Below are 25,391 nucleotides of genomic sequence, written 5' to 3' on the forward strand. Positions count from 1 at the left end.
GTGCGGCTGACTGAGCTGCGCCGCGCCGGCAAGGGCGGCAGCGCGAGCGGCGCCGAGTTCGTCCGCGGCGCCCGCCTGACGGCCGGCGCCCGCCTCGGCTGATGCCCCGCTACAAGCTCGTCATCGAATACGACGGCGGCCCATTCTGCGGCTGGCAGCGGCAGGCCGACGAACCGACGGTCCAGGGCGCGATCGAGGCGGCGGTCACGCGCTTCTCCGGAGAGGATGCGCGGCTCACCTGCGCCGGCCGCACCGATGCCGGCGTACACGCCATCCATCAGGTGGCCCATCTCGATCTTTCCAGGGACTGGCGGACCGACACGGTTCGAGACGCCCTGAACGCCCACCTGCGGCCGCAGCCGGTGGCGATCCTCTCCGCCGAGATCGTGCGGGAGAGTTTCGACGCCCGCCACTCGGCCATCCGGCGGCACTACCGCTACCGCATCCTCAACCGGCGCAGCCCGGCGGCGCTGACGCGGGCTCATGTCTGGCACGTGCCCTGGCCTCTGGATGCGGATTTGATGCACGCCGCCGCCCAGCACCTCGTCGGACACCATGACTTCTCGGCCTTCCGGGCCGCCGAATGCCAAGCGAACAGCCCGGTGCGGACGCTGGAGCAGCTCGACGTGACCCGTGCCCGGATGGCGCTGCACGACGAGATCGTGGTGGCGACCTCGGCGCGCTCCTTCCTGCACCATCAGGTGCGGGCGATGGTAGGGACCCTGATGCTCGCGGGCTGCGGGCGCCTCTCGGCGGACGACGTGGCCGACATCCTCGCCTCGGGCGAGAAGCGCCGGTGCGGACCGCTGGCTCCGGCGGCGGGACTGACCTTCGTGGGCGTGGATTACGAGCCCGTGAAATAGGCCTCCAGCACCCGCCCGTAGATCGCCGTCAACCGCTCCAGATCGGCGACCGCCACGCACTCGTCGACCTGATGCATGGTTTCGCCGACGAGGCCGAACTCGATCACCGGGCAGGCATCCTTGATGAAGCGGGCATCCGACGTGCCGCCCGTGGTCGAGAGCGTGGGTGTCAGGCCGGTCTCCGCCCGGATCGCCTCGGACACGAGATCGACGAAGGCGTCCGGCTGGGTGAGGAAGGCCGGGGCGTTCGACGGCTGAAGGTCGAGGCTGAAGCGCACGGCGTTTCCGGCTGCCAGTTCCAGGCGCCGGCGGATCTCGGCACCCAGGCTCTCCGCGGTCCAGTCATCGTTGAAGCGCACGTTGAACGTCGCCCGCGCGGTCGCCGGGATCACGTTGGTGGCGGGGTTGCCCACGTCGATCGTGGTGAATTCCAGGTTCGACGCATCGAAATGCGAGGTCCCGCCGTCCAGCGGCTCGGCGATCAGTGCCGAGGCGAGGCGCAGCAGGCCCGGGATCGGGTTCTCGGCCTTGTGGGGATAGGCGACGTGGCCCTGACGGCCGAGAACCGTCAGCTTGCCGGTGAGCGAGCCGCGCCGGCCGATCTTGATCATCTCGCCGAGCCGGCCCGGATTGGTCGGCTCCCCGAGCACGCAATGGTCGAACCGCTCGCCCCGTGCCCGCGCCCAGGCGAGCAGTTTCACGGTGCCGTTCACCGCCGGCCCTTCCTCGTCGCCGGTGATCAGGAAGGCGATGGAGCCTGGGACGTCGGCGTCTCGCCGCTCCAGGAAGGAAAGCGTCGCGGCCAGCATGCAGGCGATCCCGCCCTTCATGTCGGCGGCGCCCCGGCCGTAGAGCTTCCCGTCGGCGACCGCGCCATCGAACGGGCCGTGCTGCCAGGTGCCGTCGCCCTCCGGCACGACGTCGGTGTGTCCGGCAAAGACCAGGCATGGGCTTGCGTGCCCGACGCGCGCGTAGAGATTCGGCGTATCGGGATAGCCGGGCTCCGAGAAGACCGGGCGCTCGACGGTGAAGCCGGCGGCCCGGAGTACGTCGGCGACCACGTCGAGGGCGCCGCGATCTTCCGGGGTGACGGAGGGACAGCGGATCAGGTCCTGTGCGAGGCGCAGGGCCGCGTCGGGAGCGTGATGATCAGCCGGCATGAACCCGTCCTCGGCGGCGTGACGCGCCGCACGGCCCGCTTACCCCGAAGCGGGCCGTCCCGGGAGCCCCGCGCGGTGCCCTACTTGGTCACCACCAGTTGCACGTCGCCGTGTCGGCGCAGCACAGAGACCGTGACGTCGTCGTCGTAGCGCTGGAAGCGGATGTCTAGGCGCGAGCCGCCGAGCCTGACGTTGTAGAGGGTCACGCCGTCGAGGAAGGACGGCAGGATCGGGTTCTTCAGGCGGACGCGGTTGCGGTTGTGGTCGAGCTCGAGGCCGAGGCAGGCCGCGAGGAACGCGAACGGCGCCGCCGCCGCCCAGGCCTGCGGACTGCAGGCCACCGGGTACGAGACCGGCCCGCGCTGCTTGCGACGCATGAAGCCGCAGAACAGCTCCGGGAGCCGCTTCTGGTCCTGGTAGAGCGAGGTGTCGAACATCCCCTGGAAGATGCGCGCGGCCTCGTGTTTGCGGTCGTAGCGCGCCAGACCCATCGCGATCAGCGCGTTGTCGTGCGGCCAGATCGAGCCGTTGTGGTAGGACATCGGATTGTAGCGCGCCTCGCCCTTGGCGATGGTCCGCACCCCCCAGCCGTTGAATCCGTCCTTGCCCAGCAGCGTCTCGGCGACACGCGACGCCCGCTCGGGCTTGGCGATGCCGGTGAACAGGGCATGGCCGGCATTGGACGAGCGCACCGCGCACTGCTTCTTCGCGCCGTCGAGGGCGAGCGCGTAGGTGCCGATCTCCTCGTTCCAGAAGGCCGCGTCGAACCGCTCGCGCAGGCGCGCCGCCTCCTGGGTCAGGCGCTCGGCCATCGGATCGTGCCCGAGGAGGGCGGCGAGCTTCGCCATGCCGTGCTTGGCCGCGTAGACGTAACCCTGCACCTCGCAGAGGGCGATCGGACCCTTGGCGAGCTGGCCGTCGGCATGGAAGATCGAATCGTGGCTGTCCTTCCAGCCCTGGTTCTCCAGCCCCTTGTCGGTATCGCGGGCGTATTCCACGAAGCCGTCGCCGTCGCGGTCGCCGTAGCGGTCCATCCATTCGAGGGCGAGTTCCAGCGCCGGCCAGATCGCCCGGACAGTCTCCAGATCTCCGGTGACCGCATAATACTCCCAGGCGAGCATCACAAAGAGCGGCGTGCCGTCGATCGTTCCGTAATAGTGGCGGAACGGCACCTCTCCGAGCATCGCCATCTCGCCGCGGCGGGTCTCGTGCAGGACCTTCCCGGGCTGTGCGTCGGCCGCCGGGTCGACCGCCTTGGCCTGCGTCGCGGCGAGGTAGCGCAGCACGCCGCGGGCGAATTTCGGATCGATCCACAGGGCCATCAACGCCGTGATGATGCCGTCCCGGCCGAACACCGTGGAGTACCAGGGGATGCCGGCGAACGGGTAGATGCCCTCCGGGGTGCGGCTCGCCAGCATGTAGAGGTCGGCGGTGGCGCGGCACAGGCCCTCGTTGAACTGATCGTTCGACGAGATGATCGTGGTGATGCCAGCGGTCAGCGCCCGCAGATCGCGCCGCGCGTCGCGGTAGGCGCGGGCGAAGATCATCCCTTCACCGAGGTCCTTCGACTCGCGGCGCGCCCCCCCGACATTGGCCGCGAGGGTCAGCTTGGCGGCCGCATCCTCGCCGACCATCGTGTCGCCGGGCGGCTTGGTGAAGGCGCGATGCGCCTCGAAGGCGACGCGGATGAACAGCGACGCGCGGCCGCCCGGAGGCAGCGACACGTCGAAGGCGACGCGGCCCGGCTCGATCAGGTCCGGGGTCGGCCCGAAATGCAGGGCCGTGGTCCGCACGATCTCGTCGAGGCCGACATAGCGGAACTGGACTTCCCGGTCGCTCGCCACGAGGACCCCACGCTTGCCGCGCTGCGGCCGATCCGTGCCGCGCACCTCGAACAGGTCGCGGAAGTCGGCGTCGAAGGTCACGGCGATGCGCAGGCGGCGATGCTTCGAATCGAAGGAGCGCAGGCCGATCCTATCGTAGCAGGTGCCGCGGAACAGGAATTTGGTGCGCTCGATCGCGATCGTCTCGCGGGGGATCGCCGTCTCGTCATGCGCGTCGAGGCGGATGTCGGGCGTCGTCATGTCGACGCTGAGCGCACCGTTGTCATCTTGCATCACCGAGGAGAGCATCAGCGGGCGCTGGCCTTCCACGGTCAGTTCCAGGCGCGAGAGGTAGCGCGTGTCCTGGAAATAGAGGCCCTCGGGACCGGGCTGGACACCGATGTCGCCGTAGGAATCGAGGACCCCGAAGGCTTCGCCGAATTTCAGGGCGCGCAGAGGACGTTCGACCAGGGAGGTCTGGGCCTCGATGTGATAGGTCGGGAGCACGTCGTCCGCGTCCTGGAAGCCGTGCGCCACGCTTCCGGCGCTCGCCGCGGTCCGGGCCTTCGCATCGTGGGCCGCTGCCGTGTTGTCCGCCGCCATGCAGGGCATCTCCAGGTGCAAGAGAGAGGTACGAATCGAGAGGGCTGCCGCATCCTTGCGATGCAGCAGCCCTTGTTCACCCTACGGATGAGTCGCCTTTAAGACGCTAGGCCGACCCGGTCCCGCCTCGCAAGCCCGGTGCCGGGTTTCAAGCCGGCATCGCGGCGACCGGAATCGCCGGCCGGGCGGAGCCATTCACCTCACCATATTGCGGCTTGAAGCCGGAGGTCGGCAGCTTGATCACGTCCGCGCCCCGGGCCAGCAGGTCCTGGTAGGCGGCGACGTACTTCTTGACCATGCACTCGGCAGTGAACTGGCTCTCGAAGTGGCGGCGGACACCGGCGCGGCTCATGGCCTTGACCTGGGCGACCGCGGCGACGGCGTCGTCCATCGTGGTGCAGAGCACGCCGCCGACGCCATCCTTGATGACCTCCGGCACGGAGCCGTTGCGGAAGGCGATCACCGGCGTTCCGGCCGACATCGCCTCGATCATCACGAGGCCGAAGGGCTCCGGCCAGTCGATCGGGAAGGCGAGTGCGAGCGCGTTGCCGAGGAAATCCTTCTTCTGCTCCTCGTTGATCTCGCCGATGTACTCAATCAGCGGGTGGTGGGTCATCGGCTCGATGACCTCGTCCCAGTAATCCTGGTCGGCCTTGTCGACCTTCGCGGCGATCTTCAGCGGCGTACCGGACCGGATCGCCATCTCGATCGCACGGTCGGGCCGCTTCTCGGGCGAGATCCGGCCGAGGAAGGCGAGGTAGCCGCCCTTGGCCTCCGGGAAGTACGGGCAGTTCTCGGCCGGCAGGCCATGATGGATCGTCGCCAGCCAGTTAGAGGTCGACGGCATCGGCAGGCGCTGGTTGTCGGAGATCGAGACCAGCGGCATGCCCGTGAAGGTGCGATAGACCGGCATGAAATCCGGCACGTCGAGGCGACCGTGCATCGTGGTGATGCACTTGTGGTTCAGATCCTCGAACATCGGGTACTGAAGCAGGTCGATGTGGAAGTGAAGGATGTCGAATTCGTGCGCGCGGCGGTGCACCTGATGGAGCATCGCCAAGTGGCTGGCGGTGTGATCCCGGTAGCCGAGCAAGCGCAGGCCCTCCGGCGTGCAGGCCGCGAGCTTGGCAGTCGTCTCGGAGTCTCCGCTGGCGAAGAGCGTGACTTCATGACCCTGGCGGACGAGTTCTTCTGTAATCCAGCTGACGACGCGCTCGGTGCCGCCGTAGAACTTCGGAGGGACGGCCTCCGACAACGGAGCGATCTGGGCAATGCGCACGAAGTGTCTCCTGGTTGGCCGATTTTGACGGGGGGTCTACCCCTGCCGGCCTGAGCGGGACATGAATGAAACGGACGGCCAAGGTTATGGTTCCTGGCCCCCCGCTGTCGCTCACCGTTTTGTGCACCGCGCAAGCTGTCCCCGAATTCCTCCGACTCAGAGGGTGCCGCTCCGGGCTCGGCGCCGCCGCAAGGCTGGGGCGCCGGCAGCGGCATGGACGTTGCCGTCGCGTCAGCTTTCTGTCATAAGCCGCCCCGCGTCGAACCGCCCGGCCGATAGGGCTGCCGTGGCGGCTCGTGCTGCTCCACCAGAAGCATCAGCGCGCGAACCTGAACCGACCCTCGCGGGTCGGCCTGCGGGACTTTCGCGCAACGGAGAGCCAAATGCCCAAGTTGAAGACGAAATCGGGCGCGAAGAAGCGCTTCAAGATCACCGGCACCGGCAAGGTGATGTACGCCCAGGCCGGCAAGCGCCACGGGATGATCAAGCGGACGACCAAGCAGATCCGCAACCTGCGCGGCACCACGACCCTGTTCGAGGGCGATGCCGCCAACGTGAAGAAGTACTTCCTGCCGAACGCGCGGTAAGTCCTTCGACACCCGTTGCCACTGTCTTTCGTCGAATCCAGGAGATAACCGATGGCCCGCGTCAAGCGCGGCGTGACCAGTCACGCGAAGCACAAGAAAGTTCTGAAGGCCGCCAAGGGCTATTACGGCCGGCGCAAGAATACGATCCGGATCGCCAAGCAGGCGGTCGAGAAGGGCATGCAGTATGCCTACCGCGACCGCAAGAACAAGAAGCGCACGTTCCGCGCCCTCTGGATCCAGCGCCTCAACGCGGCGGTCCGCGAGCACGGACTGACCTATTCGCGCTTCATCGACGGTCTCGCGAAATCCGGCATCGTCGTCGACCGCAAGGCCCTGTCCGAGCTGGCGATCCACGAGCCGGCGAGCTTTGCCGCCGTCGTCGAGAAGGCGAAGGCCGCGCTACCGCAGACCACCGCCAAGGCCGCCTGATCCAGGCCTGAAGCGAGACGTACGGAAGGCGCGGTTCCCCGGGGGAGCCGCGCCTTCGTCGTTTGCGCGGTCGTGGGCTTGGTCCCGCGCTTGCGCCCGGGCGCACAACGCGCCAGAGCACGGCCGCGACGGCCGACTCAGCCAACCCTGTTCGAAGACAGCGATGACCGATCTCGACACCCTCGAACGCGATCTCCTGGCCCAGGTGGGCGCGGCATCCGACGAGGCGGCCCTCGACGCGGTCCGCGTCGCCGCGCTCGGCAAGAAGGGCAGCGTCTCGGATTTGCTGAAGACCCTCGGCTCCATGACGCCCGAGGAGCGCAAGGAACGCGGCCCGCTCATCAACGGCCTGCGCGACAGGGTCCAGGGCGCCGTCACGGCCCGCAAGACCGCCCTCGCCGAGGCTGCCCTGGAGGCCCGCCTCGCCTCCGAACGGGTGGACGTGACCCTGCCGGTCCGCGAGGCGCCGGAGGTGCGTGGCCGGATCCACCCGATCTCCCAGGTGATCGACGAGATCACCGCGATCTTCGCCGATATGGGCTTCTCGGTCGCCGAGGGTCCGGACATCGAGACGGACGAGTTGAACTTCACCGCCCTCAACTTTCCGCCCGGCCATCCGGCCCGTGAGATGCACGACACGTTCTTCCTGGCGCCCGACAAGGACGGGAAGCGCAAGGTGCTGCGCACTCACACGTCGCCGGTTCAGGTGCGGACGATGCGGTCTCAGACGCCGCCGATCCGAGTGATCATCCCGGGCCGGACCTACCGGCACGATTCCGATCAGACACACACGCCGATGTTCCACCAAGTCGAAGGGTTGGTGATCGACAAGGCCGCCAACATCGCCAACCTGAAATGGGTGCTGGAGGAGTTCTGCAAGGCGTTCTTCGAGGTGGAAGGCGTCAAGATGCGCTTCCGCCCGTCCTTCTTCCCCTTCACCGAGCCCTCCGCGGAGGTCGACATCCAGTGCTCGCGCAAGGGCGGCGAGATCCGCTTCGGCGAGGGCGACGACTGGCTGGAGATCCTCGGCTGCGGGATGGTGCACCCGAACGTGCTGCGCAATTGCGGCCTCGATCCGGACGCCGTCCAGGGCTTCGCCTTCGGCGTCGGCATCGACCGGATCGCCATGCTGAAATACGGCATGCCCGACCTCCGGCCGTTCTTCGAGGCCGACGTCCGCTGGCTCGACCATTACGGCTTCCGACCGCTCGACGTGCCGAGCTTGGTGGGCGGCCTGTCCGGCTGAGCCGCCTACGCCCTCGCCGCCGCCGTCCGGCTCCGATGAAGGCCCCGTGATCCTGTTCCTCCGACGGTCGAGCCGACGTCAGGCTCTCGAAGGTCCATCATGAAATTCACCCTCTCCTGGCTCAAGGATCACCTCGACACCGAGGCCAGCCTCGACACCATCGCCGATACGCTGACGCGGATCGGCCTGGAGGTGGAGGGCGTCGACGACAAGGCCGCCGCGCTCAAGCCCTACGTTATCGCCCGCATCCTTACGGCCGAGCAGCATCCCAACGCCGACCGCCTGCGGGTCTGCACCGTCGATACCGGCGCCGGCGAGCCGGTGCAGGTGGTCTGCGGCGCGCCGAATGCCCGGGCCGACCTCGTTTCGGTCTTCGCACCGCCGGGCACCTACGTCCCGGGCAAGGCCATCACCCTGTCCGTGGGCACGATCCGCGGCGTCGAGAGCCGCGGCATGCTCTGCTCGGGCGCGGAACTCGGCCTCGGCGACGACCATGACGGCATCATGGAACTGCCGACCGACGCGCCGATCGGGCAGCCCTACGCGCTCTATGCCGGGCTCGACGATCCGGTGATCGAGATCAACCTCACGCCGAATCGCCCGGACTGCACCTCCGTCCACGGCATCGCCCGCGACCTCGCCGCCGCCGGCATCGGCACACTCAAGCGCGAGACCCTGCCGGGTGTGCGCGGCGAAGGCGCCTGTCCCGTCGAGGTCGAGCTGGCCTTCGCGCCGGACGACCGTCATCTCGCCCCGCTGTTCGCCGTGCGGCTGGTGCGAGGGGTCAGGAACGGCCCGTCGCCGGCCTGGATGCAGGCCCGGCTGCGGGCGATCGGCCTGCGCCCGATCAACGCCCTGGTGGACATCACCAACTACGTCACCTTCGACCGCGGCCGACCGCTGCACGTCTTCGATGCGGCGAAGGTCTCGGGACCGCTTACCGTGCGGCGGGCGCAGAGCGGCGAGAGCCTCCTCGCCCTCGATGGGCGCACCCACGCGCTCACCGACGAGACCGTGGTGATCGCCGACCGGAACGGCGTGGAATCCATCGCCGGCATCATGGGCGGCCAGCACTCCGGTTGCGACGCCGGTACGACGGACGTCCTGATCGAATCGGCGCTCTGGGACCCGGCCAACATCGCCCAGTCGGGCCGTCGCCTCGGCATCATCACCGATGCGCGATACCGGTTCGAGCGCGGCGTCGATCCGGCCTTCACGCTCCCGGGCCTCGACCTCGCGTCCCGTCTGGTGGTGGATCTCTGCGGCGGCACGCCGACCCAGGCGCGGATCGCCGGTGAGCCGCCGGATTCGGAGCACATCATCGACTTCCCCTGGACCGAGGTCCGTCGCCTCGCCGGCATCGAGGTGCCTCGCATCGAGATGAAGCTGATCCTGGAGACGTTGGGCTTCCACGTCTCGGGCACCGGGGACCGGGTGAAGGTTCTGACGCCGTCCTGGCGGCCCGACGTCGAAGGCAAGGCCGACCTCGTCGAGGAGGTGGTTCGCATCGCCGGTCTGGATCGGATCGAGGCCAAGCCGCTGCCCCGGCTCGCCGGGATCGGCCGGCCTCTCCTCACGGTGATGCAGAAGCGCACCCGGACCGCGAAGCGGGCGCTGGCCAGCCGGGGCCTGATGGAGGCGGTGACGTGGTCCTTCGTCCCGCACGCGGATGCCGAGCTGTTCGGCGGCGGCGGCGCCGATCTCGTCCTGGCCAACCCCATCGCCTCGGAGCTGTCGGACATGCGGCCGAGCCTGCTGCCGGGCCTCCTGCGCGCGGCCCAGCGCAATGCCGACCGCGGCTATCCGGACGCAGCCCTGTTCGAGGTCGGCCAGTGCTTCGCCTCGGACGAGCCGGAGGGCCAGAGCATCCGTGCGGCAGCGGTCCGCCGCGGAGGCGCGACCCTGGCCGGCGCAGGACGGCACTGGGATGGTGCAGGCCAGACCGTGGATGCCTTCGATGCCAAGGCCGATGCCCTGGCCCTGCTCGGCAGCCTCGGTGTGCCGACGGGCGGCCTCCAGATCACGGCGGGTGGCCCGTCCTGGCTGCATCCCGGCCGCTCCGGCACCCTGCGCTTCGGCCCGAAGACCGAGATCGGCTGGTTCGGCGAGGTGCATCCGCGGACGCTGCAGGCCCTCGATCTCAAGGGCAACCTCGTGGCCTTCGAGATCGTGCTCGACGCCCTCCCGCTGCCCAAGCACAAGCCGACCAAGGCCAAGCCGACACTGGCGCTCTCGGAATTCCAGCCCCTGTCCCGGGACTTCGCCTTCGTGGTCGGCCGCGACGTGCCGGCGGGCGACCTCGTGAAGGCCGCCCAGAATGCCGAGCGCAAGCTCGTCACCGGGGTCGACGTGTTCGACCTCTACGAGGGACCCGGCGTGCCCGAGGGCTCCAAGTCGGTGGCGATCGCCGTGCGCCTTCAGCCGGTGGAGCGGACCCTGACCGACGCTGAGATCGAGGCCGTGAGCGCCCGGATCGTCGCCGAGGTCTCCCGCCGGACGGGCGCGACCCTCCGGACCTGAGGAACGCCATGGACCGGATCGCCCTACTTATCGCGGATCTCGCGGCGGCCGAGTACCGGCCGAAGGCGGCGCTGCGGGAGGCGCTTCAGCATCCCGCCGCCGTGGCCGAGGCAACCCTGCCGCTGCTCGAGGCGGCCGCGGACGGGCGCGAACTCGCGCCCGATGAGGCAAATCTCCTGTTCTGGGGCCTGCACGTCCTGGCGCATGCCCGGGACACCCGCGCCCTGGCGCCGCTCCTCAGGCTGCTCCGGCAGGATGAGGAGACCCTCGACGCCGTCATCGGCGATGCCTTGACCGCGACCCTCGCCAAGGTTCTGGCGAGCCTGTTCGACGGCGATCCGCAGCCGCTGTTCCGGCTCATCCTCGACAGCACCGTCGACGATTTCGCCCGCATGGCCCTGCTCAGCGCCTGCACCTTCCTGACCCTGGAAGGCCGGATCGACCGGGCTGCGATGCACGACCTGCTGGTCCGGTTCGACGATGCGCAGGCCGCCGTCGAGGAGGCGCCGGTCTGGGTCGGTTGGGAGGAGACGATTGCGCATCTGGGCTTCCGGGATCTGGCCCCTCGGGCGGCCGCGGCCCGCGCCGATGGCCGCCTCACCGACGAGGTGAGCGACGCCGACTGGTTCAAGGAAACGCTGCGCAAGGCAGAGGCGAAGCCTGACGACCGGGATCGCCTCGGACCGTACCAGTACGGCTACCTCGACGATCCGGTCGAGGCCCTCGACTGGACCGAGGAAGGGGCCGGTGAGCCGCAGCGCAATCCGTTCAAGGATGTCGGCCGCAACGATCCCTGTCCCTGCGGCTCGGGCAAGAAGTTCAAGAAATGCTGCCTCGGCAAGGTGGAGGCCGAAGGCCCCTGGATGCCGCCGGTCCCGCTAGGCGGCTGAGGCGCCGGTGCCGCTGAGCGGATTCTCGGGATCCCACCCGTAGCGCAACGTCTCGAACCGCATGGCGCGGGCATCGACCATTAGCAGGCGTCCGACCAGGGGCTCTCCGAAGCCCGCCACGGCGCGGATCACCTCCAGGGCCATCAGCGAGCCCATCACGCCGGCCAAGGCCCCCAGGATTCCGGCCTCCGCGCAGGCGGGCACGCTGCCGGCGGGCGGCGGGTTCGGGAAGAGGCAGCGATAGGTCGGGTTCGGAGTCCCGTCGGGCGACGCTTCGTGCGCGCGGATCGTGGTCAACGTGCCGTCGAAGCGGCCGAGCGCTGCCGTCACCAGAGGCCGCCGCGCGTGGAAGCAGGCGTCGGACACCGCGTAGCGCGTGGCGAAGTTGTCGGACCCGTCGGCGACGACGTCGTAGCCGCCGATGAGATCGACCGCGTTGTCGGGATCGATCCGGAACGGATGCCGGATCACCGCCACGTGCGGGTTGAGGCGCGCCACCGCGTCGGCGGCGCTCTCGACCTTCGGCCGGCCGAGATCCGGCGTGCCGTGGATGACCTGGCGCTGGAGATTGGACAGGGAGACGGTGTCGTCGTCGACGAGGCCGATCGTGCCGATTCCAGCTGCCGCCAGATACTGGATGAGCGGCGCACCAAGCCCCCCTGCCCCGACGACCAGGATCCGCGCGGCCTTGATCCGGGCCTGACCCGGTCCGCCCACCTCGGCGAGGACGAGGTGGCGGGCGTAGCGTTCGATCTCGTCGGGGGCGAGGGCCATGGCTGCCCATAATCCGCGGCGACGCTTATCGGAAGCGCCAACATGAAAACGCCGCCCCGGTGAGGAGGCGGCGCGGGTCCGAAATCCGAAGATCCTGCCGTCAGCGCGGCGCGAGGATCATGATCATCTGGCGGCCTTCGAGCATGGGCTCGCTCTCGACCTTGGCGATCTCCGCGGTCTCGCTCTTCACGCGCTCTAGGAGGCGCAAGCCGATGTCCTGGTGAGCCATCTCACGACCGCGGAAGCGCAGGGTCACCTTGACCTTGTCGCCCTCCTCGAAGAAGCGGTGCACCGACTTCATCTTCGTGTCGTAATCGTGCTTGTCGATGCCGGGGCGGAGCTTGATCTCCTTCACCTCGACCGTCTTCTGCCGCTTGCGGGCCTCGTTCTGCTTCTTCTGCTCGTTGAAGCGGAAGCGCCCGTAATCGAGCAGCTTGCAGACGGGCGGCACGGAATTCGGCGCGATCTCCACGAGATCGAGACCGGCTTCCTCAGCAAGAGTGAGGGCGTCGAAGAAGGGGACGACGCCGCGGTTCTGCCCGGTATCGTCGATCAGCTGCACTTCCCGCACACCGCGAATGTCGCGGTTCGCGCGCGGCCCGTCCTTCTGCGGGGCCGGCATGGCTCTCATCGGTCTACGAATGGCTTCAGTCTCCTGCTGCAACGGCGAATCGGCGGAACGGACGATCCCCGGAAGGACCACCTGACCGCCAGCCGCTCCGGTCTCATCCGGACTTACTACGTTGGTGGAACCACGGCCAGAGTCAACGGGCTAGCCCGGCGCGGCCGAAAATAATCGGCGGCCGCGTGCGGAGACCGAACTCGGAAATCCCGGGCCGCTCACTGGGACCGACCGAGCAACCCTGCATAGACCGCCAGCGTGTCGCCGACCATCCGCTCGAGGGAAAAGTGCGCCTCGACATGGGCGCGGCTCCGGCGGCCGAGGGCGTCGCGGGCGCTGGCGCCGAGGGACAGGGCTTCGGTGAGCGCGGCGGCGAGTGCGGCCGCGTCTCCGGCCGGCACGTGCCATCCGGTGCGCTGGCTCCCGGATACCTGCGGCGGGGCGAGCACCGTTTCCGGCACGGCCCCGAGGTCGGACACCACGACGGGCGTGCCGAGCGCCTGCGCCTCCACGGCCGAGCGCCCGAACGCCTCCGGTTCCACGGACGGAACGGCCACGACGGAGGCGCCCCGGAAGGCGGCCGGCATGTCAGTGCAATGCCCGACTCGGCGGACGATGCCGCCGAGCCCCCGCGCGGCGATCAGCGCGTCGAGTTCGCGCTCGTAGGATACGCGGCCCTGGGGATCCCCCGCCAGCACGACGGCGAGGTCGGGGACGCCGCGGTCGCGCATCTGCGCGGCGGCCTCGATCAGGACGCGATGGCCCTTCCAGGCGGTGAGGCGCGCCGCCAGCAGGATCACGCGCTCGTGCGGGGCTACGGCCCAGCTCCGGCGCAGGGCCTCGACCCGGGCCGCCCCGACCGCCACGGGATTGAACACGGTGAGGTCCGTGCCGCGATGGATGACCCGGACCCGGTCGCCCGCCTGCTCGGCGTGCAGCCGGTGGATCAGGTCGGCGGTGTAATGCGAGTTCGCGATCACGACGTCGCCGCGGGCCATCACCGAATTGTACAGCACCTTCACGTTGGAGCGGCCGGAATAGCTGCCGTGATAGGTGGTCACGAACGGGATCCCGAGGCGGCGGGCCGCGCCGAGGGCGACCCAGGCGGGGGCGCGCGAGCGGGCATGAATGATCTGCACGCCCTCGCGGCGGCAGAGCGCCATCAGCCGCAGCACGTTCACGGCCATCCGCGCCGGATTCTTCGAGGCCGCTGGGAAGCGGTGCCAGTGGCCGCCCTTGGCCTGCAACTCCCCGACGAGTCGCCCGCCTTCCGTCGCGACGAGCGCGCGTGCGCCGACGGCCGCGAGGGCACCGGCCACGTCGACCGTTGTGCGCTCGGCGCCGCCCGCTTCGAGTTCGGGGATGATCTGCAGGATGCGCGCGCCCGCCAGGGCGCCGATCTCCGCCGGAAAGCCCGACAGAGCGTGGGACACGTCGCTCGTCCGTGGTCCTTCGGCGAGGACACGCATGCCCCCGGCCGGTATCTGCCAAATGCTCGCTGCCATTGATCCAGCATCGCCGGTGCGCTTTACGGTCTGGTAAACGGAGGTTGAAGCCGTACCGTTCAGGGCCGGACTTCTTCCACTCGCGGAGAGGGATATCGGAGCGGACGATGATGGACACGACCCCCGAATTCCTCACCGTCGGGACGGACGACGCCGCCCGGCGCATCGCCGTTCGGGTGCGCGACGGCGCCGGTCCTCCGGTCGTCTGGCTCGGCGGCTTCCGCTCGGACATGACCGCCACGAAGGCGACCGCCCTGGACGCCTGGGCGTCCGAGACAGGCCGCGGACTCGTCCGGTTCGACTATACGGCGCATGGCGCCTCGGAGGGCACGTTCACGGATTGCACCATCTCCTGGTGGCTGGAAGACGCGCGGGCAGTTCTCGACGCCTATGCCGGGACGGCGCCGATCCTCGTCGGCTCGTCGATGGGCGGCTGGATCGCCTGCCTGGTCGCCCGCGACCGGGCCGCCCGGGGGCAGACGACCGCGGGGCTCGTGCTCATCGCGCCGGCCCTGGATTTCACCGAAGAGCTGATCTGGAACCGTCTCAGCGAGGCTGCCCGGGCCATGCTCCTTCGCGACGGCGTCCTCCGGAAACCCAGCGAGTACGCGCCGGAACCGACTCCGATCACCCGGGCGCTCATCGACGATGGCCGGCAGCACTGCATGCTGGGCGGACCGGTCGAGCCGGGCTGTCCGGTTCATATCCTGCAAGGGATGCGGGACACCGATGTCCCCTACACCCATGCGCTGAAGATCCTCGGCCGGCTTCCAGCCGAAGGCACCGTCCTGACCCTCATCGCAGATGGCGACCATCGCCTGTCGCGACCGCAGGATATCGCGCGGCTCGTGGACGCGGTGGACACCATCGCCTGACCGGCGCCGCTGGGGCTCAGATGCGCCGACGCGGCGTCCGCCCGGATCTTTGCTGCGTGAGGATGAAAGCCCGCGTCGCCGGGATCCGCGTCCGCGGATCCCGTTGACCGGACGATCGAGGCGGGCCGTTCAGTGCAGGCTCACCGGCTGGAGATCGTGCGCGAAGGCGTTGGCCAGCACGACGTCGCGGGAATCGGCGAGCATGATCGGCGCGCCGCTTGCCGAGAGCAGGGCGAACAGGTCGAGGCCGGGCGACAGATCGGGGGCCTGCGGGAAGAAGCGATGCACCTCGTCGGACCGTATCGGCCGGACATAGGCGATGTGGCCCTCACCGAGTGCCGCCAGATCGGCCGGCTGGAAATCAGCCGGGTCGAGATCGGCAGGGGTCAAGGGAGACGGATTGGAAGCGAACATCAAGCCCTCCTAGGGTGGCAGAGCGTCTGCCGCCGATCCAGAAGGCACCGGCGGCTCCACACTGATGTGGGGAGCCCGGCCTCCCAATCAATTGGTCAGCCCCGCGCACCGATATCGATCTTGCGCACGATGCGGTCCGGCTCCGGCCGCACAAGGTCGATCGACAGCAGGCCGTGTGCGAGGTCCGCCCCGAGAACCTCCATGCCGTCGGCGAGCAGGAACGTCCGCTGGAATTGGCGCGCCGCGATGCCGCGGTGGAGGAAGTGGCGCTCGCGCTCGTCGACCTGCCGGCCCCGGACGACGAGCTGGCTCTCCTCGAGCATCACGTCCAGCTGATCGCGGGTGAACCCGGCCACCGCGAGCGTAATGCGCAGGCGCTCAGGCTCGCTGTCGGTGCGGGGCAGACGCTCGATGTTGTAGGGCGGGTAGCCGTCGTTGGCGGCTTTGGAGACCCGGTCGAGGGCCTGCTCGATCTCGTCGAAGCCGAGCAGGAACGGGTGCCCGAAGGGCGAGGTTCGCGTCATCGCGGCCGTCATCCACAAAGCGAGGCCTCCGACCCCGGGACGTGCCGCGCCCCCGGGATGCCTGAGCACCTCGTCGACAGGGAGCCCACCGTGGGCAGCGCTCCGCCGGACGAGACGCCGCCGGCAACCGATAGATATGGCCGAGCCCACCGGGGCCATCAAGGGCGGGCGCCGGTGTCATGCGGCCACGACCGATCGCGGACATCCAGGACGTTTCGGCAAATATAACCGGGAGTGTCAGGCAATGACCGCAACGGCCACGCTTTCCTCTAACAATTTGGAACTGCTCTGATTTTCTCCCCGGGCCTTGATCCCGGCCGCGGGCGTGGATACTGCCGCGACAGGCGATGCCCCGACCGAAACGGTCGGTCCGACGCCATCCTTCCTGCGACGCGAGGCACCGCAGTCCATGAGCGCGCCCTTGACCCTGTCGGACCACGCGGCGACCCGACGCGTCGCCGAGGTGTGCGGCGACGAGGCCGACATCCTGGCGTTGTCGGTGGCCCGTTTCGTGGCGGCCGGATACATGACGAGCGACGTCGCCTGTTGGAACGCCGCCTTCGACGGCGCCGAACAGTTGCTCGGCCCCGCGGAGGGGTGCCAGTTCGTGGCCTGCATGGTCGCGATCGTCCGCGCCCTGCGGGCGGAACGCGATGGCGACTGGTCGTTCATGCCGGCGAGCTGCTGCCGGGTGACCGGCCATGAATGCGCGCTGGTGAACCTGATCAACCGGGGACGGCAGCGTCTCTGGACGGATCTCGAGACGGCCGCGGCCGAGATCACCGGGCAGGACGCGGCGCCGCGCCTCGTGGCGGCGGTCCGGGCGGCAGTCGGTCCGCTCGACGCGGCGGCCCGGCGCCTCGCGCCGAGCCAATGCCCCGCGCGCGCCGTGCTGCACTGATCGGCCGCCGGCGATCCATCACACTGGCCGGGGCGGCAGGTGTCGTCGGCCGGCTCGAAGTCGAAGAGGACTCTGGTACGGTGCTTGCCCTGCGTGCTCCCCTCTACCGCCGGCGGATCGGGCGTGTCGCCCTCGACACGGCGGCCTGTTTCGCACTCTCCGCACTCTTGGTCGTATCGGCCCTTGCGCAGGACGCGTCCGAGAAGGCCGCGCCGCTCAAGCTCCAGCTCAACAAGCTCGAGACCGCCGGCGAGGCCTGCCGGATCACCATGGTGATCGACAACGCCAAGGGGACCGGCCTGAAGTCCTACAAGGTCGACCTCTTCGCCTTCGATACGGAGGGCGTCGCGCAGAAGCGTGTGGCGGTCGAACTCGGGCCGCTTCCGCCGCGCAAGACCACCGTGAAGATCTTCGATTTCCCCGGGATCGCCTGCAACAAGGTCGGGCGCGTGCTCCTGAACGACGTGCTGGCCTGTGACGGCGGCGACGCGGCCCGGGAGGGCTGCCTGGAGCGGACCGAGACGGAGAGCAAGGCCGGCATCCAGTTCGACCGCTGATGCGGACGATCTGACGGTCGACGAAACCAAACCGCCCGGCGGCGACGGCCGCCGGGCGGCCTGCGGCTTTCACCGCACACAACACGACGGCGGCGCAGGGCCGCACCAGACCAGGACGCCAGGAGCCCGCGATGGACCCGACACAAGCCCCGATCGAGGCGGCGCACGACTTCTCGTTCCTCGGCCTGTTCCTGCAGGCCGACCCGATTGTGAAGGGTGTGATGATCCTGCTGGTGATCGCCTCGATCGCCTGCTGGACGGTGGTGTTCGAGAAGGTCATCCGGCTCGCCGCGGCGCGGCGCCAGGCCAAGGCGTTCGCCACGCTCGTGCGCTCCGGCGGAAGCCTCGACGGCGAGCACCGCGGCATCGCGGGCCACGTGGTCAAGGCCGCCATCGACGCCTGGCGCGACCAGGATTCCTCCGAAACGCGGGCGGAGCGCCGCGAACGGATCGAGCGGGCGATGAAGGGCGCTCTCACCCTCGAGGTGAAGCGCCTGCGCACCGGCCTGTCGCTACTCGCGACGTCGGGCTCCACGGCCCCGTTCGTCGGGTTGTTCGGCACCGTCTGGGGCATCATGAATTCGTTTTCGTCGATCGCCCGGAGCCAGGACACGTCCCTCGCCGTGGTGGCGCCCGGCATCGCCGAGGCGCTGTTCGCGACCGCGATCGGCCTCGTCGTCGCGATCCCGGCGGTGATGGCCTACAACAAGCTCTCGAGCGACGTGGGCGGCATCCAGAGCACCTTCGCCTCCTACATCTCGGTACTGGGCAACCGCCTCGCCCGCGACCGAGCCGGCGCACACCGCGCCGCCGCCGAGTAGAGCCGCCGGCGCCAGCCCGCACAGAGCCCAACGCAACGGTACCGGAGACGCCCCATGGCGATGGGATCCCTTCGCACGAGCGACGACGACGACTTCGACGACATGCCGATGTCCGAGATCAACGTCACGCCGATGGTCGACGTGATGCTCGTCCTGCTGATCATCTTCATGGTGGCGGCGCCCCTGATGACGACCGGCGTACCGGTACAGTTGCCGAAGACTGCAGCACCCAAGGTCGCGCAGTCGAAGAAGCCCGCCGAGGTGACGGTCGACAAGGACGGCAACCCGTCCATCGCCAAGGAGGTGTTCACGATGGACAGCATCGTGCCGCGCCTGCGCGAGATGGCGGCCGCCGACAAGGATCAGGTGATCCTCGTGCGCGGCGACCGCGACGTCCCCTACGGCAAGGTGATGGAGGTGATGGGCCTAGTCGGTCAGGCTGGCTTCACCAAGGTGTCGCTGATCGCCCAGTCGCCCGGCGGCGCCCCGTCGGCATCGCCCGCCGCCCCCGCAGGGACCGCACGCTGATCCGATGAACATCTCCACGTCGACGGATCTGCCGGCCGGTCTCGGCGAGCATCGGCCGTCCGGGCTGGTCGCCGCCTTCCTGGTCGCCCTGACCCTGCACGCCGCCGTGCTGGCTGCGGTGATGGTCCTGCGGCTCGCGCCCCCCGCGCCCACGGGCGAGCAGCAGATCACCGTCGATCTGGCGCCGCTCATGACCGACGCGGCGACCGAAGCGCCGGCAGAGCAGCAGATGAGCCAGGAGGCGCCTCCGGAGACCAAGCCGGTGGACGCCCCACCGGACGAGGCCGTCCAGCCGCCGCCCCCGCAGATGACCGAGGTGAAGCCGGAAGAGACCCAGGCAGTCGAGGCACCACCGGAGGCCCAGCCGGTCGAGGCGCAGAGCCAGGTCATCACCTCCACCTCCGAAGCCGCGGAGCCCCAGGCTCCGCCGCCCGCCGAGGTCGCCAAGACTGAGGAGCCGCCGAAGCCGGCACCGGACCCGGCCAAGCTCAAGGCCGAGCGGGAGGCCAAGCTGCGCAAGATCCGCGAGGAGAAGCTCCGAGAGCAGAAGCGCGAGGAGGCGCGGCAGGAGCGCCTCGAGGAGATCCGGGAGGCGAAGGCCAAGGCGGCCCGGGAGGCCAAGGCTCGCGAGGCCAAAGCCCAGCAGGGCGCCGAGCGCAGTTCGGCCTCGGCCTCCCGCCAGAACAACGCCGGTCGGGCAGCCGCAGGCAGCGATCCCGGCGCCATGCGTCAATGGCAGGGCGCGATCAGCGCGGCGATCCATGGCCGGATGAACGCGAACGCCGCCGCCGGCACCAGCGGTGGAACGGCCGTGGTCCGCTTTACCGTGATGCGCTCGGGTCAGGTCACGGGCGCGGGTGTGGCCCGCTCCAGCGGCGTCGGCCAGATCGACAGCGCCGCCCTCGCGGCGGTGCGCGGCAGCCTGCCGGCGGCGCCGCCCGGGGTGACGCAGTCGAGTCTGTCCGTCTCCATTCCGCTCAACTTCCGAGTCCGGTGAGCGAGGGCAGCCACCCGTCAGTCTCGACTGACCTCCCATCTGGCCGGCACAGTCTCACGCCGGATACGAATAGTGTGGGTCGTCAGTCCCGGCCCGCGATCACGATTCGCCATTGGCGCGCCGGGCATGCTAAAGCCTCGGTGAACTGGCACTTCATGCGCGTCCCGTGACTGCGCAGAATGGCCGACCATCCGGCCTATCCCCCTCCCCTCGAACAGGCCGGACCCGCTCAGTCCCCGTCCCAGGCAGGATGCGCAGGGTTGGGACTTCTGAGCCGGGCTGAAAGGGACAGGATGAGCGACGACACCGAGTACGACCTCGACGAGGTGAATGCCACCCGCGACGCGGAGGCGGAAGCCAAGACGCGTGCCGATAACCGCGCCGAGCGCGCGGAACGCGCGGAGCGCATGGCCCGCGAGGGTGCCCAGGCGATGGCCGAGCATCACGCGGCCATCAAGGCGGTGGACGAACGAACCCTGAAGCTGCGTTCGCTCCGCCTCGCCAAGGAGGCCGCGGACGCACAGACCAAGGCGGCCGAGAAGGAAGCCAAGGCGGCGGCCAAGGGCGCCTCCAAGAGTGCCTCCAAGGGCACCGCCAAGAGTGCTGCGAAGAAGGCCGCACCGAAGAAGACGACCGCGAAGGATTAGGGGTCGATGTCCGACGACCGCAACCGCCGCCGCTTCACCGATCCCCGCGCAACGGCCGAGGCGGCTTTCCGGGCCGCCACCACACCGAAGCCGGCCGCTCCGCCGCCGGCGCCGCCCGTCGCACGGCCCACCGCGACGATCCCGGGCTCGCGGGAGGTCGTGAGCCTGCGCCTCGACAGCGCCGTGCTGGCCCATTTCCAGAAGGACGGGCCGGGCTGGCAGGACCGCATCAACGAGGCGCTCAAGGCGCTGGTGCCAGCGACCGAGGGCTGATCCACCGACAGGTCGGCGACCACGATCGCGCCTCAGGTCGGTTTCGGCCGTTCCCGCAGGATCCGGTTGATGGCGCGATCGAGGGCCGACAGGAAGGCCGAGCGGTCGGCGCGGGAGAACGGCTTCGGACCGCCCGTGATCGTCCCGGCCTCTCGCAGCGACTGCATCAGGTCCCGTGTGGCGAGGGCGAGGCCAATCGATGACTCGCTGAACGGCTTGCCGGTGAAGGCCAGGACCGTCGCGCCGGCCTTCACGCAGCGGGCGGCCAGCGGCACGTCGGCGGTGAGTACGATGCTCCCGGGTCCGGCCCGCGCCGCGATCCAGTCGTCTGCGGCATCGAGTTCCGAGCAGACCACGATGCGCTCGATCCAGGGTTCGCGCGGCAGGTTCAGCACGCTGTTGGCGACGACGTGGACGGTTAGCCCGTACCGCGCGGCGACCCGGTAGGTCTCGTCCTTGACCGGACAGGCATCGGCATCGAGATAGATCGGCGGTCCCGCCGGCCCGGCGCTCATGGCCGGGGCACGAGCTTCGACGTGAAGCCCGCCAGGATCAGGAGCACCCCCAGACCGAACTGCCAGCGCTCGATATCGCCCCCCACCGACAGCACGACGGCGCGGCCGAAGACCACGAGCCCCAGCAGCGGCAACCCGAAACGCAGCGCCAACTTCGCGGCGACCAGAATGCCGGCGCCTACACCATCGGTCCCGGCCATCAGCGGGCGACCGCGGCGCGCCGGGGCGCCAGATCCGCCACTGGAGCGCTCTCGGCCGGACCACGTTCGAGGGTGGCCACAGACAGTGGCGCGCCGCGCCCGCGGAGCGCATGGGCACCGAGTGAGCGTGCCCGGACCCCGGCGGGCAGACGGGGCAATCGGCCGAGGAGATCCTGGGAGATCAGAATCCCGACGCCGAGGGGCCGGCACAGGGCCTCGATCCGCGACGTGACGTTCACGGCATCGCCAAAATACGCGATCTTGTGCCGGTCCACGCCCACTTCGGCCGTGACGACCGAGCCGCCGTGCAGGGCTGCGCGGAGACGCGGGACCGTCCCGAACCGGGCCGTCCAGGCTCCGGAATCCGCCTCGATCCGGTCGATCACATCGAACAGGCAAGTGACACAGCGCGCGTCCTTGAGCCCGCGCGCCATCGGCCACGTCACCATGGCGAGGTCGCCGACGTAATCGTCCACCGAGCCGCCGTTGCGGCGGACCGGTTCGGCCAGTGCCGCGAACACGGCGCCGAGATATTCCTGGGCGCGCAGGTCACCATGCGCCTCCGCGAAGGCGGTCGAGCCGACTACGTCGAGGAACAGGAAGATGCGCTCCTCCGCCACCGGCTTGTGGTAGCGGCCGATCATGAAATTCACGAACACCTCGCCGCCGACGAGGTCGCGCATCCGGATCACGAAGACGAGCAGGCCCGACACGGCCAGGGCGTAGGCGAGGACCCTTGCGGTCATCCGGGTCGCCGAGGTGAGATCGTCCGGCGTCAGGGCGAAGGCCCACACGACTAGCCCGCCCAGGGCGTTGCCCGCCATGATCATCAGCACGTAGGCGAGTTCCGCGGCCGGAACGTAGAGCCAGGCCGGCAGCCGCCGGATCCGCGCCTGAAGGCCGGCCAGGATCAGCCCGCGGTCGAAGGCCAGCACCGTGGCGCCCATGCACAAGCCGTAGGTGAACCCGGCGAGCGGCGATGCGCCGGCCGCGAAGATGATGTTGTAGAGGAGGCCCGCCCCGGCCGCCGCCAGCAGGATCAGACCCCAGAACATCCGGTGGGCCGGCAGCATCGGCGCGTCTCCAGCATGGCCAACCGATGGACCCCGCCCCGGACCGGGTTTCCGAGGCCCGGCGCAGCGTCCCCGCGCGGGGACGCCCAGGCGCGGCGCGCCGCAGGCTTTCAGGCTTCGGCCTAAAGTTCAGCGCCGCGAAAAGCCGCCGCCCATTGCTCAACGCCCCAAGATGGCGCGAGTAAGGCGTGCCGGGTTGCGGCGCGGCCGAGCGTGACATGCAAGCCGCCCGGAACCCGACCGGATCGCCGCCAGCGACCGTTGCGACAGCGAAGAGGGAGCGCTGCCATGTACGCCAGGAGCTTCGGAGCGACGCGCGTCCCGGTCCCGGTGATCGGCCAGGGCACGTGGCACATCGACAGTTCGGACCGGACTGATGCGATCCGGGCGCTGCGGGCCGGAATCGATGCCGGCATGACCCATATCGATACGGCCGAGATGTATGGCGATGCGGAAGCGATCGTCGCCGCTGCCATCGCGGATTGCCGCGAGGAGGTCTTCCTCGTCTCGAAGGTCGTCCCGGGCAACGCAACGCGCCGCGGCGTTGCGCGCGCATGCGAGGCCTCGCTCCGGCGCCTGCGGACGGATCGACTGGACAGCTACCTGCTGCACTGGCCGGGACAGCATCCCCTCGAGGAGACGATCGGTGGTTTCGAGGACCTGCGCCGGGCGGGCAAGATCCTCTCCTGGGGCGTCAGCAATTTCGACGTCGCGAACCTCGACCGCGCCCTCGCCATCGCGGGGCCGGATCGGATCGCCTGCAATCAGGTGCTCTACCACCTGAACGAGCGGGCGATCGAACATGCCGTGCTGCCCTGGTGCGAGAAGCACGGCGTCGCCATGGTCGGCTACTCGCCCTTCGGCAGCGGTGACTTCCCCGATCCCGCGAGCGCCGGAGGCCGTGTTCTGGAGGGCATCGCCCAGGCCCACGCGACCACGCCCTACGCCGTGGCCCTCGCCTTCCTGACCCGTCTGCCGGGCACCTTCACGATCCCAAAGACCGGCCGGCCGGACCGGGCCGTCGAGAATGCCGGAGCGGCAGATCTGCATCTCGGGACGGCCGAGATCGCCCTGATCGACGCCCATTTCCCGCGCGGCCCGCAGCCGCGCATCCTGCCCATGCTGTGAGGCGTCCGCCTGATCAGGCCCGCCGCGCCAGGGTCATCGGGTCGGCCGAGGGGGCGGCCCGCACGCGGTTGCGGCCAGCCTTCTTCGCCGCGTAGAGGGCGGCGTCGGCTGCGACGAACAGGGCCTCGGGGGGATGTCCCGCGCCCGGATCGGCGCAGGCGACCCCGATGCTCACCGTGGCGAGGCCCCCGACATCGGCTGCAGGCGGGATCCGGAGATTGGCCACCGCCCGGCGGAGACGCTCGGCCGTCATAACCGCAGCCGTCGCATCGAGACCGGGCAGCAGCACCACGAATTCCTCACCACCGATCCGAAAGCTGAGGCCCTGGGCGTCGAGTGCCCTGTGCAGGCAATCCGCCACGGCCTTGAGAACCTCGTCGCCGCGCTGGTGCCCGAAGCGGTCGTTGAATTGCTTGAAGTGGTCTGCGTCGACAATCATCAAGGCCAGCGGCGTCCGGAGTTGCGCGGCCCGCCTCCACTCCGCGGCGAAGTGCTCGTCGTAGCTGCGCCGGTTCGGCAGGCCGGTCAGGCCGTCGGTCCGGGCGAGCACCGCGAGGGCGGCGTTCGCGGCGCGGGTGGAGGCCTCTGTTGCGGCATGGCGCGCCATCTCCCGGTGAAGCAGGATCGTCAGTCCGAAGGTGAGGATGCAGAGGCAGAGGATCAGGACGCCGACGATCGCCGCCTTGTAGATCCAGACGTCGCGAATGCGGTCGACGTTCGTGGCCACGGTCACGATCAGCGGCAGATCGACGAGGTTGGCGAAGCTGTAGAGCCGCTCGACGTCGTCCAGGAACGAGCGCCCCAGAAACTCGCCGCGCGCCTGCGTACTGTAGATCCGATAGCCTGCACTCGCGCTGATGCTCTGACCGAGCGTGCCCGGGCGCGCCGGGGCGCGGATCAGGAGTGTCCCATCTCGATGAAAGACGTTCAGGGCGAGACCGTCCTCGAAGCGCAGCCGGTCGAACAGCGCCTGAAAATGCGCCAGAGCGATCGACCCGGACACGATCCCCGCGAAGGTGCCGTCCAGCGTCCAGATACGCCGGGTCATGCGGATGATCGGCTCCCCGGTCAGACGCGAGGCGGTCGGCCCCGACAGGATCAGGCCCGCATCGGGATCGGAGCGGTGGATCTGGAATTCCGGCAGCGTGCCTAGGTTCGGCCGCTTCTGCTGGTTGGGATCGCTCGTCATTTGGACGTCGCCCGCCGCATCCGTGACGGTGATCGCGCCGAGACCGGAATCCGGGCTGGTGTTGTCGAACAGGGCCAAGCGCTTGAGGCCGGGATCCAGGGTCGCGATGTCCGGGCGGCTCGCAAGGCGCGCGGAACTCTCCAGCGCCAGGTCGTAGGTCCGGAGGCTGTGGCCGAGGCTCTCTTCGACGACGGCTAGGAGATTCGCGGTATTGCGCCGCGCATTCTGCCAAGCGACGGCGCGCAGATCGAGGCACAGGTAGGCGCCGAGCAGGATCAGGCTGAGCAACAGGCACGTGCCGCCGGCTGCGATCAGACGCGAGGCGCGATCGGCGAGGTGGGCTCGGATCGCTGTGGCAGTCGCGCGCAGGACCATGGGCTCGATCGGGCTGCCGACGGCCGCACCGGTGCGGCAGCCGGACTTTCTATCAAGCCGATATTACGTCCCT

The 25,391-nt window shown here is 69.5% G+C and carries 27 protein-coding genes; 15 read left to right on the forward strand and 12 right to left on the reverse strand.

From position 1 onward, the window contains the following. The first annotated feature begins 101 nt into the window (after positions 1-101). Positions 102-863, forward strand: a complete 762-nt coding sequence (truA, locus tag AC1DXK_RS14400) for a tRNA pseudouridine(38-40) synthase TruA (RefSeq protein ID WP_457105242.1) — start codon at positions 102-104, stop codon at positions 861-863. On the opposite strand, the gene dapE is transcribed toward truA, so the two are convergent. The 3 genes from dapE to AC1DXK_RS14415 form a co-directional block, all read right to left on the reverse strand. Further along, positions 845-2,023: a succinyl-diaminopimelate desuccinylase gene (gene dapE, locus AC1DXK_RS14405; protein WP_457105241.1), complete on the reverse strand. Its 1,179-nt coding sequence runs from the start codon at positions 2,021-2,023 to the stop codon at positions 845-847. The genes truA and dapE overlap by 19 nt on opposite strands. Positions 2,024-2,103: 80 nt before the next feature. Then, complete coding sequence (locus AC1DXK_RS14410; protein ID WP_457105240.1) at positions 2,104-4,449, reverse strand: amylo-alpha-1,6-glucosidase; 2,346 nt, start codon at positions 4,447-4,449, stop codon at positions 2,104-2,106. Positions 4,450-4,597: 148 nt separating this feature from the next. Beyond that, positions 4,598-5,728, reverse strand: coding sequence for a glycosyltransferase family 4 protein (locus AC1DXK_RS14415; RefSeq protein ID WP_457105239.1), 1,131 nt, complete (start codon positions 5,726-5,728; stop codon positions 4,598-4,600). A gap of 383 nt (positions 5,729-6,111) precedes the next feature. Between AC1DXK_RS14415 and rpmI the strand changes: the two genes are divergently transcribed. The 5 genes from rpmI (at position 6,112) to AC1DXK_RS14440 (ending at position 11,400) form a co-directional block, all read left to right on the forward strand. Next, the gene (rpmI, locus tag AC1DXK_RS14420) at positions 6,112-6,315 is read left to right on the forward strand and encodes a 50S ribosomal protein L35 (protein WP_007561407.1); all 204 of its coding nucleotides are present in this window, start codon (positions 6,112-6,114) and stop codon (positions 6,313-6,315) included. Between the two features lie 51 nt (positions 6,316-6,366). Further along, complete coding sequence (gene rplT / locus AC1DXK_RS14425) at positions 6,367-6,744, forward strand: 50S ribosomal protein L20 (RefSeq protein WP_043355811.1); 378 nt, start codon at positions 6,367-6,369, stop codon at positions 6,742-6,744. A gap of 163 nt (positions 6,745-6,907) precedes the next feature. Beyond that, positions 6,908-7,990 (forward strand): phenylalanine--tRNA ligase subunit alpha, encoded by a 1,083-nt coding sequence (gene pheS, locus AC1DXK_RS14430; protein WP_457105238.1) that lies wholly within the window; start codon positions 6,908-6,910, stop codon positions 7,988-7,990. Between the two features lie 99 nt (positions 7,991-8,089). Then, entirely contained in the window at positions 8,090-10,510 is a 2,421-nt protein-coding gene (gene pheT / locus AC1DXK_RS14435; protein WP_477298117.1) for a phenylalanine--tRNA ligase subunit beta, read from the forward strand. A gap of 8 nt (positions 10,511-10,518) precedes the next feature. After that, positions 10,519-11,400, forward strand: coding sequence for a DUF1186 domain-containing protein (locus AC1DXK_RS14440; protein WP_457105236.1), 882 nt, complete (start codon positions 10,519-10,521; stop codon positions 11,398-11,400). Here the strand turns inward: AC1DXK_RS14440 and AC1DXK_RS14445 are convergent. The 3 genes from AC1DXK_RS14445 to AC1DXK_RS14455 form a co-directional block, all read right to left on the reverse strand. Then, positions 11,389-12,174: a HesA/MoeB/ThiF family protein gene (locus tag AC1DXK_RS14445; protein WP_457105235.1), complete on the reverse strand. Its 786-nt coding sequence runs from the start codon at positions 12,172-12,174 to the stop codon at positions 11,389-11,391. The two genes, AC1DXK_RS14440 and AC1DXK_RS14445, sit on opposite strands and share 12 nt — an antisense overlap. Positions 12,175-12,274: 100 nt before the next feature. After that, entirely contained in the window at positions 12,275-12,796 is a 522-nt protein-coding gene (gene infC, locus AC1DXK_RS14450; protein ID WP_243908558.1) for a translation initiation factor IF-3, read from the reverse strand. 218 nt (positions 12,797-13,014) lie between these two features. Continuing rightward, complete coding sequence (locus AC1DXK_RS14455; RefSeq protein WP_457105234.1) at positions 13,015-14,265, reverse strand: glycosyltransferase family 4 protein; 1,251 nt, start codon at positions 14,263-14,265, stop codon at positions 13,015-13,017. Positions 14,266-14,408: 143 nt separating this feature from the next. Between AC1DXK_RS14455 and AC1DXK_RS14460 the strand changes: the two genes are divergently transcribed. Next, the gene (locus AC1DXK_RS14460) at positions 14,409-15,176 is read left to right on the forward strand and encodes an alpha/beta hydrolase (RefSeq protein WP_457105233.1); all 768 of its coding nucleotides are present in this window, start codon (positions 14,409-14,411) and stop codon (positions 15,174-15,176) included. 129 nt (positions 15,177-15,305) lie between these two features. Here AC1DXK_RS14460 and AC1DXK_RS14465 read toward each other — a convergent pair whose 3' ends face one another. Beyond that, entirely contained in the window at positions 15,306-15,590 is a 285-nt protein-coding gene (locus AC1DXK_RS14465; RefSeq protein WP_457105232.1) for a BQ00720 family protein, read from the reverse strand. Positions 15,591-15,685: 95 nt separating this feature from the next. After that, entirely contained in the window at positions 15,686-16,114 is a 429-nt protein-coding gene (locus AC1DXK_RS14470; protein WP_457105231.1) for an Hsp20 family protein, read from the reverse strand. Between the two features lie 409 nt (positions 16,115-16,523). Here AC1DXK_RS14470 and AC1DXK_RS14475 point away from each other — a divergent pair, with 409 nt between their 5' ends. The 7 genes from AC1DXK_RS14475 (at position 16,524) to AC1DXK_RS14505 (ending at position 20,838) form a co-directional block, all read left to right on the forward strand. Beyond that, positions 16,524-17,015: a hypothetical protein gene (locus tag AC1DXK_RS14475; RefSeq protein WP_457105230.1), complete on the forward strand. Its 492-nt coding sequence runs from the start codon at positions 16,524-16,526 to the stop codon at positions 17,013-17,015. Positions 17,016-17,095: 80 nt separating this feature from the next. Next, on the forward strand, positions 17,096-17,572 hold the full coding sequence (locus tag AC1DXK_RS14480; protein ID WP_457105229.1) for a Tat pathway signal protein: 477 nt from the start codon (positions 17,096-17,098) through the stop codon (positions 17,570-17,572). 131 nt (positions 17,573-17,703) lie between these two features. Further along, a complete protein-coding gene (locus AC1DXK_RS14485) occupies positions 17,704-18,393 on the forward strand; it encodes a MotA/TolQ/ExbB proton channel family protein (RefSeq protein WP_457105228.1) in 690 nt (229 codons plus the stop codon). A gap of 54 nt (positions 18,394-18,447) precedes the next feature. Further along, positions 18,448-18,921, forward strand: coding sequence for an ExbD/TolR family protein (locus AC1DXK_RS14490; protein ID WP_457105227.1), 474 nt, complete (start codon positions 18,448-18,450; stop codon positions 18,919-18,921). Between the two features lie 4 nt (positions 18,922-18,925). After that, positions 18,926-19,918, forward strand: a complete 993-nt coding sequence (locus AC1DXK_RS14495; RefSeq protein ID WP_457105226.1) for an energy transducer TonB family protein — start codon at positions 18,926-18,928, stop codon at positions 19,916-19,918. A gap of 293 nt (positions 19,919-20,211) precedes the next feature. Beyond that, positions 20,212-20,565 carry a hypothetical protein gene (locus AC1DXK_RS14500; RefSeq protein ID WP_457105225.1) on the forward strand — a complete coding sequence of 118 codons (354 nt, stop codon included), beginning with the start codon at positions 20,212-20,214 and terminating at the stop codon, positions 20,563-20,565. A gap of 6 nt (positions 20,566-20,571) precedes the next feature. Next, entirely contained in the window at positions 20,572-20,838 is a 267-nt protein-coding gene (locus tag AC1DXK_RS14505) for a BrnA antitoxin family protein (protein ID WP_457105224.1), read from the forward strand. A 32-nt stretch (positions 20,839-20,870) separates the two neighbouring features. On the opposite strand, the gene AC1DXK_RS14510 is transcribed toward AC1DXK_RS14505, so the two are convergent. Genes AC1DXK_RS14510 through AC1DXK_RS14520 form a run of 3 tightly spaced genes read right to left on the reverse strand, consistent with a single transcriptional unit; the run spans position 20,871 to position 22,626 of the window. Beyond that, positions 20,871-21,353 carry a YaiI/YqxD family protein gene (locus AC1DXK_RS14510; RefSeq protein WP_457105223.1) on the reverse strand — a complete coding sequence of 161 codons (483 nt, stop codon included), beginning with the start codon at positions 21,351-21,353 and terminating at the stop codon, positions 20,871-20,873. Further along, positions 21,350-21,553 (reverse strand): hypothetical protein, encoded by a 204-nt coding sequence (locus AC1DXK_RS14515; RefSeq protein WP_457105222.1) that lies wholly within the window; start codon positions 21,551-21,553, stop codon positions 21,350-21,352. The genes AC1DXK_RS14510 and AC1DXK_RS14515 overlap by 4 nt, the downstream gene beginning before the upstream one ends. After that, positions 21,553-22,626, reverse strand: coding sequence for an adenylate/guanylate cyclase domain-containing protein (locus AC1DXK_RS14520; protein WP_457105221.1), 1,074 nt, complete (start codon positions 22,624-22,626; stop codon positions 21,553-21,555). The genes AC1DXK_RS14515 and AC1DXK_RS14520 overlap by 1 nt, the downstream gene beginning before the upstream one ends. Before the next feature lie 288 nt (positions 22,627-22,914). Between AC1DXK_RS14520 and AC1DXK_RS14525 the strand changes: the two genes are divergently transcribed. Beyond that, positions 22,915-23,754, forward strand: a complete 840-nt coding sequence (locus AC1DXK_RS14525; RefSeq protein WP_457105220.1) for an aldo/keto reductase — start codon at positions 22,915-22,917, stop codon at positions 23,752-23,754. A 13-nt stretch (positions 23,755-23,767) separates the two neighbouring features. Here the strand turns inward: AC1DXK_RS14525 and AC1DXK_RS14530 are convergent, their stop codons facing one another. Continuing rightward, positions 23,768-25,318 (reverse strand): diguanylate cyclase, encoded by a 1,551-nt coding sequence (locus tag AC1DXK_RS14530; RefSeq protein ID WP_457105219.1) that lies wholly within the window; start codon positions 25,316-25,318, stop codon positions 23,768-23,770. Positions 25,319-25,391 lie beyond the last annotated feature (73 nt).

The sequence above is a fragment of the Methylobacterium sp. P3_A11 genome, from assembly GCF_056403155.1.

Bases quoted from the DNA above. Each gene is read 5' to 3' on its own strand.
- truA (WP_457105242.1), top strand. From the start codon at position 102: ATGCCCCGCTACAAGCTCGTCATCGAATACGACGGCGGCCCATTCTGC.
- dapE (WP_457105241.1), bottom strand. From the start codon at position 2,023: ATGCCGGCTGATCATCACGCTCCCGACGCGGCCCTGCGCCTCGCACAG.
- AC1DXK_RS14410 (WP_457105240.1), bottom strand. From the start codon at position 4,449: ATGGCGGCGGACAACACGGCAGCGGCCCACGATGCGAAGGCCCGGACC.
- rpmI (WP_007561407.1), top strand. From the start codon at position 6,112: ATGCCCAAGTTGAAGACGAAATCGGGCGCGAAGAAGCGCTTCAAGATC.
- rplT (WP_043355811.1), top strand. From the start codon at position 6,367: ATGGCCCGCGTCAAGCGCGGCGTGACCAGTCACGCGAAGCACAAGAAA.
- pheS (WP_457105238.1), top strand. From the start codon at position 6,908: ATGACCGATCTCGACACCCTCGAACGCGATCTCCTGGCCCAGGTGGGC.
- pheT (WP_477298117.1), top strand. From the start codon at position 8,090: ATGAAATTCACCCTCTCCTGGCTCAAGGATCACCTCGACACCGAGGCC.
- AC1DXK_RS14440 (WP_457105236.1), top strand. From the start codon at position 10,519: ATGGACCGGATCGCCCTACTTATCGCGGATCTCGCGGCGGCCGAGTAC.
- AC1DXK_RS14445 (WP_457105235.1), bottom strand. From the start codon at position 12,174: ATGGCCCTCGCCCCCGACGAGATCGAACGCTACGCCCGCCACCTCGTC.
- infC (WP_243908558.1), bottom strand. From the start codon at position 12,796: ATGCCGGCCCCGCAGAAGGACGGGCCGCGCGCGAACCGCGACATTCGC.
- AC1DXK_RS14455 (WP_457105234.1), bottom strand. From the start codon at position 14,265: ATGCGTGTCCTCGCCGAAGGACCACGGACGAGCGACGTGTCCCACGCT.
- AC1DXK_RS14460 (WP_457105233.1), top strand. From the start codon at position 14,409: ATGATGGACACGACCCCCGAATTCCTCACCGTCGGGACGGACGACGCC.
- AC1DXK_RS14465 (WP_457105232.1), bottom strand. From the start codon at position 15,590: ATGTTCGCTTCCAATCCGTCTCCCTTGACCCCTGCCGATCTCGACCCG.
- AC1DXK_RS14470 (WP_457105231.1), bottom strand. From the start codon at position 16,114: ATGACGCGAACCTCGCCCTTCGGGCACCCGTTCCTGCTCGGCTTCGAC.
- AC1DXK_RS14475 (WP_457105230.1), top strand. From the start codon at position 16,524: ATGAGCGCGCCCTTGACCCTGTCGGACCACGCGGCGACCCGACGCGTC.
- AC1DXK_RS14485 (WP_457105228.1), top strand. From the start codon at position 17,704: ATGGACCCGACACAAGCCCCGATCGAGGCGGCGCACGACTTCTCGTTC.
- AC1DXK_RS14490 (WP_457105227.1), top strand. From the start codon at position 18,448: ATGGCGATGGGATCCCTTCGCACGAGCGACGACGACGACTTCGACGAC.
- AC1DXK_RS14495 (WP_457105226.1), top strand. From the start codon at position 18,926: ATGAACATCTCCACGTCGACGGATCTGCCGGCCGGTCTCGGCGAGCAT.
- AC1DXK_RS14500 (WP_457105225.1), top strand. From the start codon at position 20,212: ATGAGCGACGACACCGAGTACGACCTCGACGAGGTGAATGCCACCCGC.
- AC1DXK_RS14505 (WP_457105224.1), top strand. From the start codon at position 20,572: ATGTCCGACGACCGCAACCGCCGCCGCTTCACCGATCCCCGCGCAACG.
- AC1DXK_RS14510 (WP_457105223.1), bottom strand. From the start codon at position 21,353: ATGAGCGCCGGGCCGGCGGGACCGCCGATCTATCTCGATGCCGATGCC.
- AC1DXK_RS14515 (WP_457105222.1), bottom strand. From the start codon at position 21,553: ATGGCCGGGACCGATGGTGTAGGCGCCGGCATTCTGGTCGCCGCGAAG.
- AC1DXK_RS14520 (WP_457105221.1), bottom strand. From the start codon at position 22,626: ATGCTGCCGGCCCACCGGATGTTCTGGGGTCTGATCCTGCTGGCGGCG.
- AC1DXK_RS14525 (WP_457105220.1), top strand. From the start codon at position 22,915: ATGTACGCCAGGAGCTTCGGAGCGACGCGCGTCCCGGTCCCGGTGATC.
- AC1DXK_RS14530 (WP_457105219.1), bottom strand. From the start codon at position 25,318: ATGGTCCTGCGCGCGACTGCCACAGCGATCCGAGCCCACCTCGCCGAT.